Origin of the sequence: Streptomyces sp. NBC_01439 (assembly GCF_036227605.1) — a bacterium.
GTDB lineage: Bacteria > Actinomycetota > Actinomycetes > Streptomycetales > Streptomycetaceae > Streptomyces.
In genome coordinates this window covers 6,807,793-6,822,853 of record NZ_CP109487.1, presented here as the reverse complement: position 1 = coordinate 6,822,853, position 15,061 = coordinate 6,807,793, and the positions used below count along the sequence as shown (strand labels likewise).

Annotated in this window: 13 protein-coding genes; all 13 read right to left on the bottom strand. The window is 70.9% G+C overall.

Annotated features, from left to right (window positions below; translation table 11 throughout):
• Nucleotides 1–446: 446 nt before the first annotated feature.
• Nucleotides 447–1,691, bottom strand: coding sequence for a DivIVA domain-containing protein (locus tag OG207_RS30935; protein ID WP_329102919.1), 1,245 nt, complete (start codon nucleotides 1,689–1,691; stop codon nucleotides 447–449).
• A gap of 82 nt (nucleotides 1,692–1,773) precedes the next feature.
• Nucleotides 1,774–2,070 carry a YggT family protein gene (locus tag OG207_RS30930; RefSeq protein WP_030012625.1) on the bottom strand — a complete coding sequence of 99 codons (297 nt, stop codon included), beginning with the start codon at nucleotides 2,068–2,070 and terminating at the stop codon, nucleotides 1,774–1,776.
• Between the two features lie 60 nt (nucleotides 2,071–2,130).
• The gene (locus OG207_RS30925) at nucleotides 2,131–2,748 is read right to left on the bottom strand and encodes a cell division protein SepF (RefSeq protein ID WP_329102917.1); all 618 of its coding nucleotides are present in this window, start codon (nucleotides 2,746–2,748) and stop codon (nucleotides 2,131–2,133) included.
• 149 nt (nucleotides 2,749–2,897) lie between these two features.
• Nucleotides 2,898–3,617: a YggS family pyridoxal phosphate-dependent enzyme gene (locus OG207_RS30920; RefSeq protein ID WP_329102915.1), complete on the bottom strand. Its 720-nt coding sequence runs from the start codon at nucleotides 3,615–3,617 to the stop codon at nucleotides 2,898–2,900.
• Nucleotides 3,604–4,392, bottom strand: coding sequence for a peptidoglycan editing factor PgeF (gene pgeF, locus OG207_RS30915; protein WP_329102912.1), 789 nt, complete (start codon nucleotides 4,390–4,392; stop codon nucleotides 3,604–3,606). Before pgeF ends, OG207_RS30920 begins: the two co-directional genes overlap by 14 nt.
• Nucleotides 4,389–5,594, bottom strand: a complete 1,206-nt coding sequence (gene ftsZ, locus OG207_RS30910; RefSeq protein ID WP_329102911.1) for a cell division protein FtsZ — start codon at nucleotides 5,592–5,594, stop codon at nucleotides 4,389–4,391. The genes pgeF and ftsZ overlap by 4 nt, the downstream gene beginning before the upstream one ends.
• Nucleotides 5,595–5,873: 279 nt before the next feature.
• A complete protein-coding gene (locus OG207_RS30905; protein WP_329102909.1) occupies nucleotides 5,874–6,764 on the bottom strand; it encodes a cell division protein FtsQ/DivIB in 891 nt (296 codons plus the stop codon).
• Between the two features lie 29 nt (nucleotides 6,765–6,793).
• Nucleotides 6,794–7,888 (bottom strand): undecaprenyldiphospho-muramoylpentapeptide beta-N-acetylglucosaminyltransferase, encoded by a 1,095-nt coding sequence (murG, locus tag OG207_RS30900; protein WP_266597598.1) that lies wholly within the window; start codon nucleotides 7,886–7,888, stop codon nucleotides 6,794–6,796.
• Between the two features lie 6 nt (nucleotides 7,889–7,894).
• Nucleotides 7,895–9,256: a putative lipid II flippase FtsW gene (gene ftsW / locus OG207_RS30895; protein WP_329102907.1), complete on the bottom strand. Its 1,362-nt coding sequence runs from the start codon at nucleotides 9,254–9,256 to the stop codon at nucleotides 7,895–7,897.
• Between the two features lie 70 nt (nucleotides 9,257–9,326).
• Nucleotides 9,327–10,844: a UDP-N-acetylmuramoyl-L-alanine--D-glutamate ligase gene (gene murD, locus OG207_RS30890; RefSeq protein ID WP_329102905.1), complete on the bottom strand. Its 1,518-nt coding sequence runs from the start codon at nucleotides 10,842–10,844 to the stop codon at nucleotides 9,327–9,329.
• Nucleotides 10,826–11,896: a phospho-N-acetylmuramoyl-pentapeptide-transferase gene (gene mraY / locus OG207_RS30885; RefSeq protein WP_030724430.1), complete on the bottom strand. Its 1,071-nt coding sequence runs from the start codon at nucleotides 11,894–11,896 to the stop codon at nucleotides 10,826–10,828. The genes murD and mraY overlap by 19 nt, the downstream gene beginning before the upstream one ends.
• Entirely contained in the window at nucleotides 11,893–13,323 is a 1,431-nt protein-coding gene (locus OG207_RS30880; protein WP_329102904.1) for a UDP-N-acetylmuramoyl-tripeptide--D-alanyl-D-alanine ligase, read from the bottom strand. Before OG207_RS30880 ends, mraY begins: the two co-directional genes overlap by 4 nt.
• Nucleotides 13,320–15,044, bottom strand: coding sequence for a UDP-N-acetylmuramoyl-L-alanyl-D-glutamate--2,6-diaminopimelate ligase (locus OG207_RS30875; RefSeq protein ID WP_329102902.1), 1,725 nt, complete (start codon nucleotides 15,042–15,044; stop codon nucleotides 13,320–13,322). Before OG207_RS30875 ends, OG207_RS30880 begins: the two co-directional genes overlap by 4 nt.
• Nucleotides 15,045–15,061: the final 17 nt, after the last annotated feature.

Here is a 15,061-nt window from a genome sequence, read left to right as displayed (position 1 = left end):
CGGCTCGCGCCTGACGGGCCATCTCGGCCGTACCCGGCGGTTGCGCGCTCGTCCTGCGGGGACACCCCCCACCGTCCCCACACCCCCACCCCGGCCGCCTCACACCGGGCCGTGGGGCGGGGACACTCCGGGGGCTCCCCGCAGGACGAGCGCGCAACCCAGGCCGAACGGCAGGACCACGGCCGCCTGGCGCGAGCCGAGGAGAGCCCCCGGAGGGGCCCCGCCCCACCCGAAGCCAAACCCAGCCCCGCCGGCGATTGAGGCGCGACCACCGGCCCGCACCCAGAACGGGACCCGCACCGCCCGGCCAGGGCAACGGCCCGGCCAGGGCAACGGCCCGGCCAGGGCAACGGCTCCGCGGACGGAAACGGGCCGGGCCCGGTGCCCCCGAAGGGGAACCGGGCCCGGCCCGTAGAGCGCGGCTGCCGACCGCAGAACGGCGGCGCCTAGTTGTCGTCCTCGTCGATCAGGAAGCCCCGCATCGGCGACGGCGCCTGCATCGGCTGCGGCGCAGCCGGCCGCACCGGAGCCATCGGCTGGGTCATCGCCGGGGACATCTGCTGCTGGTTGCCGCCGTAGGACGGGGCACCCATCGGGGAGGGACCGCCCATGGGGGACGGGCCACCCATCGAGGGACCGCCCATGGAGTGGCCCATCGCACCGGCCGGAGCCATCGAGGGCGACGGCGACGGCGGCAGCGCGGGACCGGCCGGGTTTCGCGGCGGGGCCAGCGAGTCGTCTGCCTGGGTCTCCAGCTGGCGCAGCTGCGACTCCAGGTAGGACTTCAGGCGCGTACGGTACTCACGCTCGAAGCCCCGCAGGTCCTCGACCTTGCGCTCCAACGTGGCGCGGGCGGACTCCAGGGAGCCCATCGCGACGCGGTGCTTCTCCTGCGCGTCCCGCTCCAGCGCGTCGGCCTTGGCGCGGGCGTCCCGCTCCAGGCCCTCGGCGCGCGACCGGGCCTCGCCGACGATCTTGTTGGCCTCGGAGCGGGCCTCCGCGATCGCCTGGTCGGCGGTCTGCTGCGCCAGCGACAGGACGCGCGCGGCGCTGTCGCCGCCGGGGCCCTGCTGCGGGAGCTGCGGCTGCTGCATCTGCTGCATGGGCTGACCCATGGGCTGCATCTGCTGCCCCATCGGCTGCATCTGCTGGCCCATGGGCTGCATCTGCTGGCCGAGCGGGTTCTGGCCGCCCATCGACTGCTGCTGCATGCCCTGGGGGCCGCCCATGGGCTGCTGCTGCATGCCCTGGGGTCCACCCATGGGGTGCTGCTGCATGGGACCGCCCATGGGGCCGCCCATCGGGCCGGGGCCCTGCTGGCCCTGGCCGCCGGGGCCCGGCGGAAGCTGCGGCTGGCCACCCGGAAGCTGCGGCGGGCCGCCCTGGAGCTGCGGCGGGCCCATCTGCTGCTGCTGCTGCGGCGGGCCGGATATGGCGGCGGGCACGGGGGCGCCGGGGCCTCGCTGGTCCTGGGGTTCGGCCTTGCGCATCCCCTGCTGCTGCTGGCTCTGCGCGGCGGCACGCGTGGCGGCGGCCAGCTTCGCGCGCAGGTCCTCGTTCTCGCGCAGCAGGCGCGTCAGTTCGGACTCGACCTCGTCGAGGAAGGCATCGACCTCGTCCTCGTCATAGCCTTCTCGGAGGCGGACGGTCGTGAACTGCTTGTTCCGCACGTCCTCGGGAGTCAGCGGCATGTCTTCTTCACCTCTACGTAGTCGTCGGCAGTCGGCAAGACCGTATCGGGACTGTCCCCGCGCCCGCGGGGAAGCACATCGTTCACAAGCCGCTCGCAGCGGTGCGCACGAAACTGATGAGGATGTAAACGATGATCATCAGAACGAAGAAGGACAGGTCGAGTGCCACGCCCCCGAGACGCAACGGCGGAATGACCCGCCGAAGAAGCTTGAGCGGTGGATCGGTGACGCTGTAGGTGGCCTCCAGTACGACCACCATCGCCTTGCCGGGTGTCCAGGAACGTGCGAACTGGAACACGTAGTCCATGACCAGGCGGAAGATCAGCACGACGAGGAAGCACCCCAAGGCGAAGTAGATCACTTGCAGTGCGACACCCATTCCGCGCTTCCCTCTCCCCTGCTCCCGCTGTGTTCCCGGCCCCGTGTCTGACGGATCGGTCTAGCTTTGGTTGAAGAACCCGCCCTCCGCGATGCGGGCCTTGTCCTCCGCCGTGACATCGACGTTAGCAGGCGACAGCAGGAACACCTTCTGTGTCACGCGTTCAATGCTGCCGTGCAGACCGAAGACGAGTCCGGCGGCGAAGTCCACGAGACGCTTCGCATCCGTGTCGTCCATCTCCGTGAGATTCATGATCACCGGAGTGCCCTCACGGAAGTGTTCCCCGATGGTACGGGCCTCGTTGTAGGTCCGGGGGTGCAGCGTCGTGATGCGGTACGGCTCCCGCTCGGAGACGACCTTGGGCATGATCACGGGGGCGTTCTTCTCCAGGTTCGTACGATCAGGTGTGATGGATGCCACGGGGGCGATTCGCGCAGGACGTCCGCTTTCCACCGGAATTGGGATAGGTTCACGCTGCGCCGGAGGCTGTGTCGCTCGTACCGGTTCGTCCGATACGGGCGCTTGGTGCGCGGGCTGCTGTCGGCGATCCCGCTCCCGAGCCCGTTCCATCTCCGGCTCGGGCTCGAACTCGTCGTCGGGGTCGTACCCCGGGTTGTCGTACCGGTCGTCCTCCACGAGGCCGAGGTAGACCGCCATCTTGCGCATCGCGCCGGCCATTCTCCGAGTCCTCCGCTCTGTGGTGGATCGCCCTGTCGCAGGTGCCGCCGTGTCACGAATGTCACCAACTGCCCGCGATCCACTAGGTCTGCCCGCTCATCAGCGGGAATGACCATATTTTCTGCTGTGGTCCGACTTTCTTCGCGACGTTACCCGAGCCGGGCTCTCGCGCCGAGTACCGCAGTGCCGACGCGTACATGTGTCGCACCGGCCGCCACGGCCTGTTCCAGGTCTGCGCTCATCCCGGCCGACACCATCGTGGCAGTCGGATGGTCCACGCGCATGCGGGATGACAATTCCACCAGCCGCTCGAAGGCGGCCCGTTCGCGGCCCGCGTAGGGGCCGGACAGCGGAGCGACCGTCATCAGGCCGTCGATGCGCAGTCCCGGAGCCCCGGCCACGAGGTCCGCCAACTCCGCGAGCTGCTCCGGCGCCGCGCCGCCGCGGGCCCCGCGCTCCCCCGACTCCGCGTCGAGGGCGATCTGCACGAGGCACCCGAGCTCCCGGCCGGCGTTGACCGCGGCCGCCGAGAGGGCCGTCACGAGCTTCGGCCGGTCGACCGACTGCACGACCTGCGCGTATCCCGCCACGGAACGGACTTTGTTCGTCTGCAACTGACCGACGAAGTGCCAGCTGAGCGGCAGATCTGCGCAGGCCGCGGCCTTGGGGGCGGCATCCTGGTCACGATTCTCCGCAACATGACGGACACCCAGGTCCGCCAGCAGTCGTACGTCGCTCGCGGGGTAGGTCTTGGTGACCACGATGAGGGTCACCTCTTCTCGTCCCCGCCCCGCCGCCGCACAGGCGGACGAGATGCGTTCCTCCACCCGCGCCAGGTTCTCGGCGAGCTCCGACTTACGATCCGTCATTCTTCTTTTCCCCCGGCAGTCCGGGGGTCGTCTCCCCGGAAAGCTCCGTCAACCAGACATATCCGGCCAGGCGTCCGGTCACCCGGTCGCGGCGGTACGAGAAGTGGTCCCGCGACTCCAGTGTGCAGACCGGGGAACGGCCGCCGTTCACCACCCCCGCCTCAGCGAGCTGGGCGTGCACCCCGGCGACCACGTCGACGGCCGGTGTCCCCCAGCTCGTCTCGGCCCGGGCTGCGGGGACGACGTCCGCCACCGCCTCCCGCATCTCGGCCGGAACCTCGTAGCAGTGCCCGCAGACGGCGGGTCCGGTCCGGGCGACGATCCGCCCGGGGTCCGCACCGAGGGCGACCATCGCCTCGACGGCGGCGGGCACCACCCCGGCGACCAGTCCCGGCCGCCCGGCGTGGGCGGCCGCCACGACCCCGGCGACGGGGTCAGCCAGCAGGACGGGCGTGCAGTCGGCGGTGAGCACCGCGAGGGCGAGCCCCCGACGGGCGGTCACCACCGCGTCCACCGCCGGGACCTCGGCGTCCGCGCCCCAGGTCCCGTCCACCACGGCCACGTCCCGGCCGTGCACCTGGTTCATCCAGACCACCCGGTCCGGCGCCAGACCCAGGGACTTCGCCGCCCGCGCCCGGTTCGCGAGAACGGCGGCCGGGTCGTCTCCGACCGCGCCGCCGAGATTGAGCTCCTCGTACGGAACGGCGCTCACTCCGCCCCACCGGTCGGTGAAAGCGAAGTGGGCGCCGCCCACGTGATGCTGCTCTGGTGTCACTTCAAGAAGTCCGGAACATCCAGCTCTTCGGCCGGGCTGTCCTGGTACGGCCGGGCCGTGGGGACCTGCGGCGCGGGGGCCTGGACCTCGACCGGAGCCGGCTCGACCGGAGCCGGGGGCTCCTCGCGCGGGGTGACCGAGCCGAGTCCGCCGAAGGCCGAGCGGGCCGGCTCGGCGGCGCGGACCGGCGCCGGGGCCGGCTCCTCGCGCTTGGTGGACGCGGCGCCGATGACGTTGTCCCGGCGGGCCGGGGGCTGTCCGCCGTCGAACCCGGCCGCGATGACGGTGACCCGTACCTCGTCGCCGAGCGCGTCGTCGATGACGGCGCCGAAGATGATGTTCGCCTCGGGGTGCGCGGCCTCGCTGACCAGCTGCGCGGCCTCGTTGATCTCGAAGAGGCCGAGGTCCGAGCCGCCGGAGATGGAGAGCAGCACGCCCCGGGCGCCGTCGATGGACGCCTCCAGGAGCGGCGAGGAGATCGCCATCTCGGCGGCGGCCACGGCGCGGTCGTCGCCGCGGGCCGAGCCGATGCCCATCAGGGCCGAGCCGGCCTCGGACATCACGGACTTGACGTCGGCGAAGTCGAGGTTGATCAGACCCGGGGTGGTGATGAGGTCGGTGATGCCCTGGACGCCCGAGAGCAGGACCTGGTCGGCCGACTTGAAGGCGTCGAGCACGCTGACCTGGCGGTCCGAGATGGACAGCAGTCGGTCGTTGGGGATGACGATGAGGGTGTCGACCTCTTCGCGGAGCTCGGCGATGCCGTCCTCCGCCTGGTTCGCGCGGCGCCGGCCCTCGAAGGTGAACGGTCGGGTGACCACACCGATCGTCAGGGCGCCCAGCGAGCGCGCGATGTTGGCGACGACAGGTGCGCCGCCGGTGCCGGTGCCGCCGCCCTCACCGGCGGTGACGAAGACCATGTCGGCCCCCTTGAGGACCTCCTCGATCTCCTCGCGGTGGTCTTCTGCCGCCTTGCGACCGACGGCCGGGTTGGCGCCGGCGCCGAGGCCACGGGTGAGTTCCCGGCCGACGTCGAGCTTGACGTCGGCGTCGCTCATCAACAGCGCCTGGGCGTCCGTGTTGATGGCGATGAACTCGACGCCCTTGAGACCGACCTCGATCATTCGGTTGATGGCATTGACACCACCGCCGCCGACACCGATGACCTTGATGACTGCGAGGTAGTTCTGCGGTGCTGCCACGTCGAAGGCCTCTCGCCTCGAGTTACGTGTCGCCGCCTCGCGGGCCTGCGTTGCGACGACTGATGCCGAAATAGGGACGGTCCGAACGCGCCGACCCGAACCCTCACCCTGAAGTTTAGGGTTAGGGGTGTGCCTGTTCCTCGGACTCTTCCGAACAGGACACTAAGTCGACAAGTAGCGCGTGTTCAACGAACACGCCGAACCTCCCGTTTTTCTTTTCACCCTATGTGATCACCCGTATCGCTGGCCAACCAGGGTGTGCCGCTGTTGGACCGGACGTCAACTCCCGGACGCAGCAGGGGCGGTGGGGACGCTCACGTCGAAGCGGGTGGCCTTGGGAGCGGCTTTCAACAAAGCGTTCAATGCGCGTCCCTTCGCGTCGCTCTGTTCACCACTGCCCCACGTCACGGATCGGCCCCCGGTGAGCTCCAGTACGACCGAATCGTAGGAACCCACCTTGACCTGCACGGTTTCCTTGGCGATCGACTCCGGGAGGACGCCCGCGACGAGTACGGCCTCGTGCAGCAGCCGTTCCTCGTCGAAGCGGCGGGCGCTCGGCGATCGACCGGCGTTCAATTCGAGGACCGGAACACCCGCGGGTGCTTTCGCAACCGTGTCGAATCGCACACCCGATGCGTCCACTTCCACGAAGTTGGCGTCCTTTTTGATGAGCAGGACGGGTTTGCGTTCCGTCACTTTCAGACCGATGCCGTGCGGCCAGGCCCGCACCACGTCGACCGAATCGATGCGGGGCAGCCGGCCGCGGACCCGGCCCTCGATCTCCTCGGTGTCGACGCTCACCAGGGGCGCACCGACCGGGACGGCCGCGGCACCGAGGACCTGCTCGGAGGTGAGCACGTCCATGCCGGTGGCGGCGACCTTCTCCACGCGGAGCCAGGACGAGCCGTAGAGCACCCAGGTGCCGCCCGCGGCGAGGACCACCGCGGCGGCCAGGGAGGCCAGCACGGGGCCCCGGCGCAGGCGTGCGCCGGGGCCCCTGGAGCCGGCCTCCCGGGCCGACTTCGGGGCCTTGGGCGCCTTGGGGGCTTTGGGTGCCTTGGAGCCCTTGGGGGGCTTCGGCGGCTTGGGAGCGCCGGTGCCCTTGCGGGCGGTCGGGCCGGACCGATCAGAAAACGGTGTTCCGCGCCGTGCGGTCGTCCCTCCGGCCACTCCCTGCCTCCTGCGTCTCGCTACCCGCCTCAGCGGGACCTGTGGGCCGCGATCGCCTCGTAGACCATGCCGACCAGGAGCTCGTCGGCGTCCCGACGACCGAACTCGCCGGCGGCCCGGGACATCTCGTACAGGCGGTGCGGGTCGGACAGCACCGGGAGGACCTGGCTCAGCACCCAGTCGGGCGTCAGCTCCGCGTCGTCCACGAGCAGGCCGCCGCCGGCCTTGACCACCGGCTGGGCGTTGAGCCGCTGTTCACCGTTGCCGATCGGCAACGGGACGTAGGCGGCGGGGAGCCCGACGGCGGAGAGTTCGGCGACGGTCATCGCCCCGGCGCGGCACAGCATCATGTCGGCGGCGGCGTACGCGAGATCCATCCGGTCCACGTACGGTACCGGCACATACGGCGGCATCCCGGGCATGTTGTCGACACGCGGCAGTTCGTTCTTCGGCCCGACGGCGTGCAGGATCTGGATCCCGGAGCGCTGGAGGGTCGACGCGACCTGCTGGATCGTCTCGTTGAGGCGGCGGGCGCCCTGCGAGCCGCCGGAGACCAGCAGGGTGGGCAGGTTGGGGTCCAGGCCGAAGGCGGCGCGCGCCTCGGGACGGACCGCTGCCCGGTCGAGGGTGGAGATGGAACGGCGCAGCGGGATGCCCACGTAGCGGGCGCCGCGCAGCTTGCTGTCGGGGGTGGAGACCGCGACGGCGTGCGCGTACCGGGAGCCGATCTTATTGGCCAGTCCGGGCCTGGCGTTGGCCTCGTGGACGATGATCGGTACCCCGAGGCGCTTGGCCGCGAGGTAGCCGGGCAGGGCCACGTAGCCGCCGAAGCCGACGACGCAGTCGGCCTTGGTGCGGATCAGGATCTCCTCCGCGGCCTTGATGGTGCCGCGCAGCCGTCCGGGGACGGTGATCAGTTCCGGGGTCGGCTTGCGGGGCAGCGGAACGGCCGGGATCAGGCCCAGCTCGTAGCCGCGTTCCGGCACCAGGCGGGTTTCCAGTCCGCGCTCCGTGCCGAGGGCGGTGATGCCCACTGAAGGGTCCTGCCTGCGCAGGGCGTCCGCGAGGGCGAGCGCCGGCTCGATGTGGCCGGCGGTCCCCCCACCGGCGAGTACGACATGCACCGAATTTCACCGCTCTCCGGACGGACGCTTCTTGACGCGCCGTCTCATCGACTTCCATCTCACCCCGCTCCGCCACCAGCCGGTCTTCGGCTGTCGCATCGCGAGGGCCGCGCGCGCCGCCGGCTCCTCCCGCGCGAAGGCGATGAGCAGTCCGACCGCGAACATGGTCGGCAGCAGGGCTGACCCTCCGTAGGAGAACAGCGGGAGCGGGACTCCGGCGATCGGCAGCAGGCCGAGCACCGCACCGATGTTGATCACGGCCTGGGCCGTGATCCAGGTGGTCACGCCTCCCGCGGCAAACCGTACGAAGGAATCCTCCGTGCGTCCGGCCACGCGGATACCCGCATAGCCTAGAGCCGCGAACAGGGCGAGCACCGACAGTGTCCCCGCCAGACCCAGTTCCTCCCCGGTGATGGCGAAGATGAAGTCGGTGTGGGCTTCGGGTAGTTGCCCCCATTTTTCCACACTTGCACCCAGGCCGGAACCGAACCATCCGCCCGAGGCGAGTGCGTAGATCCCGTGAACGGCCTGCCAGCAAAGGTCGTTCTTGCCCGGTTCTGTCGCACCGAGGCATTCCAGCCGGTCCATCCGGTGCGGGCTCGTTTTGATGAGCAGTGCGACGATCGCACCCGCGAAGGCGAGCACCCCGACGAACATCCGGGTCGGGGCTCCGGCGAGCCAGAGCAGACCGAACAGGATGGCGCCGAGGATCATCGCGGTGCCCATGTCTCCGCCCAGCATGATCAGCCCGAGCAGCAGGAAGGCCACCGGGACCAGCGGCACCAACAGGTGCTTCCACTGGCTCAGCAGCCCCTTGTCGCCCTTGCGTGCCAGCAGGTCGGCGCCCCACAGGATCAGTGCCAGTTTGCCGAACTCGCTGGGCTGGAGCATGAACGGACCGCCAAGGGAGATCCAATTCTGGTTGCCGTTGATCGAGACGCCTATCCCCGGGACCTGGACCAGGACCATCAGGAAGAGCGTGCCGGCGAGCACCGGGTACGAGAGCGCCCGGTGCAGTTTGACCGGCATCCGGGAGGCGACCATCAGGAGTGCGCCACCGATGAGGGCGGCCAGGAACTGCTTCTTGAAGAAGTACGCGTCGCCGAGGCCGAGCTGAAGGGCCTTGATCATCGAGGCCGAGTACACCATCACCAGGCCGAGCACGGTGATGAGCAGGGAACTGCCGAAGATCAGGTAATAAGCGGTGAGCGGGCGGTCCCAGGCCTTCTGCAACTGCCGCTGCGTACGCCGCAGCCGGTCCAGCGGCCCGCGCCCGGCGGGCCGCTTCGAACGCACCGCAGGGCGTTTGCGGCCCTGCGCCTTCACGGCGGACGGCCGCCGCCCCGGCAGCATCTGCTTGGCCGGCATCTGTGATCTTCCCCTCCACTCGTACGAGGCGAGCTGCCGGCCGGAGGGAACCTGTCCCGGAGCCCCCGGCCTAGGCCGTGTCCGCAGCGTTCTCGGCGGCCAGTTCGCGCACCGCGTCGGCGAATGCGTCCCCGCGCTTGTTGTAGTTCGCGAACATGTCCATCGAGGCACAGGCAGGTGCCAGCAGGACCGTGTCGCCGGGCTCGGCGAGCGCGGCGGCTTCCCGGACCGCTGCGAGCATCGCCCCAGTGTCGGTCCGGTCGAGGTCGACGACCGGGACCTCGGGGGCGTGTCGCGCCAGCGCCTCGGCGATGAGCGCCCGGTCGGCGCCGATCAGCACGGCGCCGCGCAGCCTCTTCGCGGCGTTCTGCACGAGCTCGTCGAAGGTCGCGCCCTTGGCGAGGCCGCCGGCGATCCAGACGACCGGCTCGAAGGCCGCGAGCGAGGCCTCGGCCGCGTGCGTGTTGGTGGCCTTGGAGTCGTCGATGTAGGTGACCGAGTCGACCTCGTCCACGTACGCGACGCGGTGGGCGTCCGGGCGGAAGTCGCGCAGCCCGTCGCGGACGGCGCGCGGCTCCACGCCGAAGGCGCGGGCCAGGGCGGCGGCGGCGAGCGCGTTGGCGATGTTGTGCGGGGCCGGCGGGTTGACGTCCGTGACCTCGGCGAGCTCCTGGGCGTTCTTCTGCCGGTTCTCCACGAAGGCCCGGTCGACGAGGATGCCGTCGACGACGCCGAGCATGGAGGGGCCGGGGGCGCCGAGGGTGAAGCCGATCGCGCGGCAGCCCTCTTCGACGTCGGCCTCCACGACCAGGTCCTCGGTGGCCGGGTCGGCGACGTTGTAGACGCAGGCGACCGTGTTGCCCTCGTAGATCCGGCCCTTGTCGGCGGTGTACGCCTGCATCGAGCCGTGCCAGTCGAGGTGGTCGGGGGCCAGGTTGAGCACGGCCGCCGAGTGGACGCGCAGCGAGGGCGCCCAGTGCAGCTGGTAGCTGGAGAGTTCGACGGCGAGCACGTCGTACTCCTGCTCGCCGAGCACCACGTCGATGATCGGGGTGCCGATGTTGCCGACGGCCGCGGTGCGCAGGCCCGCGGCCTTCAGGATCGACGCCAGCATCTGGGTGGTGGTGGTCTTGCCGTTGGTGCCGGTGATGGCGAGCCAGGGGGCGGGGGCACTGCGGGGCGCCGCGGCCCCGTCCTCGCCGGAGCGCGCGGCGCGCCGCTCCTGGCCGACCTCGCGCAGCAGCCAGGCGATCTCCACGTCCCCGACCACGTCCACGCCGGCTTCGGCGGCGGCCGCGAACAGCGGGCTGTCGGGCTTCCAACCGGGCGAGGTGACGACCAGTTCGGTGCCCTCGGGCAGGACCTCGCCCGCGTGCCCGCCGTCCGCGAGGCGGCCGAGGCGGACGGTGATGCCCTCCGCCGCGAGCTCGGCGGCCCGGGCGCGGTGCGCGTCACCGTCACCGTTGTCGACGACGGTCACCACTGCGCCGAGGCCGGCCAGGGCGCGGGCGGCACTGATGCCGCTCACGCCGAGACCGGCGACGGTGATGTTCTTGTCCTGCCAGGACGTCACTTGTCGGCTGCCCATCCCGCGTAGAAGAGACCGAGACCAACGATCACGCACATGCCCTGGATGATCCAGAAGCGGACCACGACCAGTACCTCGGACCAGCCCTTGAGCTCGAAGTGGTGCTGCAGTGGCGCCATCCGGAAGACCCGCTTGCCGGTCATCTTGAAGGAACCGACCTGGATGACGACCGACATCGTGATGAGCACGAAGAGGCCGCCGAGGAGCGCCATCAGGAACTCCGTGCGGGAGCAGATGGCGAGGCCCGCGAGCGCGCCGCCGAGGGCGAGCGAGCCGGTGTCACCCATGAAGATCTTGGCGGGCGAGGTGTTCCACCACAGGAAGCCGAAGCAGGCGCCCATGAGGGCGGAGGCGACGACCGCGAGGTCGAGCGGGTCGCGCACCTCGAAGCAGGCGTTCGGGTTGGTGAGGTCACCGGCCCTGGCGCAGGACTCCTGGAACTGCCAGACGCCGATGAAGGTGTAGGCGCCGAAGACCATCACGGCGGCGCCGGTCGCGAGACCGTCGAGACCGTCGGTGAGGTTCACGCCGTTGGACATCGCCAGGATCATGAAGAGCGCCCACACCACGAACAGCACCGGACCTATCGACCAGCCGAAGTCCGTGACGAACGACAGCTTGGTGGAGGCCGGGGTGAGCCCGCGCGAGTCCTTGAACTGGAGGGCCAGCACCGCGAAGGCGATGCCGACGATCAGCTGGCCGGACATCTTCGCCTTGGCCCGCAGGCCCAGCGAACGCCGCTTGACGATCTTGATGTAGTCGTCCAGGTATCCGACGAGGCCCATGCCGGCCATCAGGAACAGGACGAGCAGGCCCGAGAAGCTCGGCTCCTCACCGGTGAGGACCTTCGTCAGGGCGTACGCGATGAGCGTCGCCAGGATGAAGGAGATGCCGCCCATGGTGGGCGTGCCCTTCTTCCCGGCGTGGCCGCGGGGGCCGTCGTCGCGGATGAACTGGCCGTAGCCCTTGCGGGCGAGCAGCTTGATCAGCAGCGGGGTGCCGATGACGGTGAGGAACATGCCGATGACACCGGCGAACAGGATCTGCCTCATCGGTCGGCGACCTCGCCCTCGACAGTGCTGTCGAGAAGGCCCTGGGCCACCCGCTCCAGACCGGCCGACCTGGAAGCCTTCACCAGCACGACGTCACCCGGGCGCAGTTCACTGCGCAACAGGTCGACCGCCGCCTGCGCGTCGGACACGAGCACCGACTCCTCACCCCACGAACCCTCGTTATATGCGCCCAGTTGCAGCCAGGAGGCTTCCCTGCCCCCGACTGCGACGAGCTTGCTCACGTTGAGCCGGACGACAAGTCGTCCGACCGCGTCGTGCTCGGCGAGAGCGTCGTCTCCGAGCTCGGCCATCGGGCCGAGCACCGCCCACGTGCGTCCCCCGTTCGCCTTGCCGGCCCCGCCCATCGCGGCGAGCGCGCGGAGTGCGGCCCGCATGGACTCGGGGTTCGCGTTGTAGGCGTCGTTGACGATCGTCACACCGTCCGCCCGCTCGGTGACCTCCATCCGCCACCGGGACAGCGTGCCCGCCCCGGAGAGCGCGGTGGCGATCTCCTGTACGGACATGCCCAGTACATGGGCGACGGCGGCCGCGGCGAGCGCGTTCGACACGTGGTGCTCACCGTACAGCCGCAAGGTCACGTCGCTGCACCCGGTCGGTGTGTGCAGTGTGAAGGAAGCCGTCCCCCTGTCCGTCATGCGGACTTCGGTGGCCCGGATTTCGGCGTCCTCGGCCTCACCGAACAGCACCGTACGGGCCTTCGTGCGCCCGGCCATTTCACGAACCAGCAGGTCATCGGCGTTGAGGACGGCGACGCCGCCCTCCGCCTCGGCCGGCAGGGCCTCGACCAGCTCCCCCTTGGCCTGCGCGATCTGCTCGCGGCCGCCGAACTCGCCGATGTGGGCGGTGCCGACGTTGAGGACCAGACCGATCCGCGGGGGCGTCAGTCCGGTGAGGTAGCGGATGTGGCCGATGCCGCGGGCGCCCATCTCCAGGACCAGGTGCTGGGTGTCCTCGGTGACGCGCAGCGTCGTGATCGGCAGGCCGATCTCGTTGTTGAGGTTCCCGGGGGTCCACACGGTCGGCGCGTGGTGCTGCAGCACCTGCGCGATCAGGTCCTTGGTGGAGGTCTTGCCGGCGGATCCGGTGAGGGCCACGACGTCGGTGCCCAGGCGGGTGACCACGGCCCGGGCGAGCGCTCCGAGGGCGGCCACCACGTCGGGGACCACGATGGCCGGTACGCCGACGGGCCGGGTCGCGAGGACGCCCACGGCCCCGGCGGACACCGCGCGCTGCGCGTAGTCGTGGCCGTCGACCCGCTCGCCGACGAAGGCGGCGAACAGGCTGCCCGGCCGGACCTCACGGGAGTCGTAGACCACGGGTCCGGTGATCTGGACGGACGGATCCGGTATGTCGTGGGGCCGCCCGCCGGTGATGTCGGCGATCTCGGCGAGGGAAAGGGCGATCACTGGTTCACCTCGGCCTGTCGGACCTGGGTCGTTTCATCGAGCACGGCCGGCCGGTCGAGCACGGCTCGGTGCTCGATCGCGGCGCGGAGCACCGTGCGGTCGTCGAAGGGGCGTACGACACCGGCGGTGTCCTGGCCCTGTTCGTGGCCCTTGCCCGCCACGAGCACGGTGTCGCCGGGCTCGGCGCGCGCGACGGCGGCGGCGATGGCCGCCGCCCGGTCGGCGTCGACGAGGACGGTGCCCCGCTCGGCGGGCGGCACGGACACGGCGCCCTCGAACATCGCGGCGAGGATCGCGAGCGGGTCCTCGGAACGCGGGTTGTCGGAGGTCAGGACGGCGACGTCGGCGAACCGGGCGGCCGCGGCCCCCATCGGTCCGCGCTTGGTGGTGTCGCGGTCGCCGCCACAGCCGAGCACGATGTGCAGCTTGCCCTCGGTGACCTCGCGCAGCGCGCGCAGCACCGATTCCACGGCGTCCGTCTTGTGCGCGTAGTCGACGACGGCGAGGTAGGGCTGTCCCGCGTCCACCCGCTCCAGCCGGCCGGGGACCCCGGGGACCGCGGCGACGCCGTCGGCGGCGGTCTGCGGGTCGATGCCGGCGGCGGCGAGCGTGACGATCGCGGCGACGGTGTTGGCGACGTTGAACGGGCCGGGCAGCGGGGCCTTGGCGCGCACGCGCTGTCCCTCGGGGCCGACCAGCGTCAGCGTGGAGTCCATGTGGCCGGTGACGACGTCTTCGGCCCGCCAGTCGGCGGCCGGGTCGCCCGCGGCGGAGAAGGTGACGACCGGGACGGTGGCCTCCTTGGCCAGGCGGCGGCCGTACTCGTCGTCGAGGTTGACCACGCCCAGGCGGGCCCGGCGGGTGGTGAAGAGCCCCGCCTTGGCCTGGAAGTAGTCCTCCATGTCGGAGTGGAACTCCATGTGCTCCGGGCTCAGGTTGTTGAAGACGGCGACGTCGAAGACGCAGCCGTCGACCCGGCCGAGCACCAGGGCGTGGCTGGAGACCTCCATGGCCACGGCCTCGACCCCACGTTCGCGCATGACCGCGAAGAGGGCCTGGAGGTCGGTGGCCTCGGGGGTGGTCCGCTCGGACTTGATGCGCTCGTCGCCGATGCGCATCTCGACGGTGCCGACCAGTCCGGTGCTCCGGCCCGCCGCGCGCAGGCCGCCTTCGACGAGGTACGCCGTGGTGGTCTTGCCGGAGGTACCGGTGATCCCGATCTGGAGCAGGCCCTCACCGGGGCGCCCGTAGATCGCCGCGGCGAGCTCTCCCATCCGGCCGCGCGGGTCGTCGACGGTCAGGACCGGCAGGCCGGTCGCCGCGGCGCGCTCCGCCCCCGCGGGGTCGGTCAGCACGGCGGCGGCACCGAGACCGGCCGCCTGGGCGGCGAAGTCGGCGCCGTGCGTCCTGGCTCCCGGCAGGGCGGCGTACAGGTCACCGGGGCGGACCGCACGGGAGTCGTGCGTGATGCCGGTGATCTGCGCCGCGCCGGGCGCCGGGATGCCCAGCAGGGCGGCCAGCTCGCCCAGCGGGCTCGGGCTGGCGGACGCGGGCCGGGGCGCTCCCGGCGGCGTTGCCGGGGCCTTCTCGGTGTTTCTGGGCTGATCAGCGTGGGACACGGCGGTGAGCGTACCGGGCGCAGCGGGCCGCCCGCGAAGTGAGGCCCCGGCCTCGGCTTCGGGGGTCGTCGGGTTCCCGGGTTTCGGGGTGATGGTTGTCACTGATGGTGCCTCACGCT

Excerpts from the sequence above, each read along its gene's own strand:
- OG207_RS30935 (WP_329102919.1), bottom strand. The coding sequence starts at position 1,691 with ATGCCGCTGACTCCCGAGGACGTGCGGAACAAGCAGTTCACGACCGTC.
- OG207_RS30930 (WP_030012625.1), bottom strand. The coding sequence starts at position 2,070 with ATGGGTGTCGCACTGCAAGTGATCTACTTCGCCTTGGGGTGCTTCCTC.
- OG207_RS30925 (WP_329102917.1), bottom strand. The coding sequence starts at position 2,748 with ATGGCCGGCGCGATGCGCAAGATGGCGGTCTACCTCGGCCTCGTGGAG.
- OG207_RS30920 (WP_329102915.1), bottom strand. The coding sequence starts at position 3,617 with ATGACGGATCGTAAGTCGGAGCTCGCCGAGAACCTGGCGCGGGTGGAG.
- ftsW (WP_329102907.1), bottom strand. The coding sequence starts at position 9,256 with ATGCCGGCCAAGCAGATGCTGCCGGGGCGGCGGCCGTCCGCCGTGAAG.
- murD (WP_329102905.1), bottom strand. The coding sequence starts at position 10,844 with ATGGGCAGCCGACAAGTGACGTCCTGGCAGGACAAGAACATCACCGTC.
- mraY (WP_030724430.1), bottom strand. The coding sequence starts at position 11,896 with ATGAGGCAGATCCTGTTCGCCGGTGTCATCGGCATGTTCCTCACCGTC.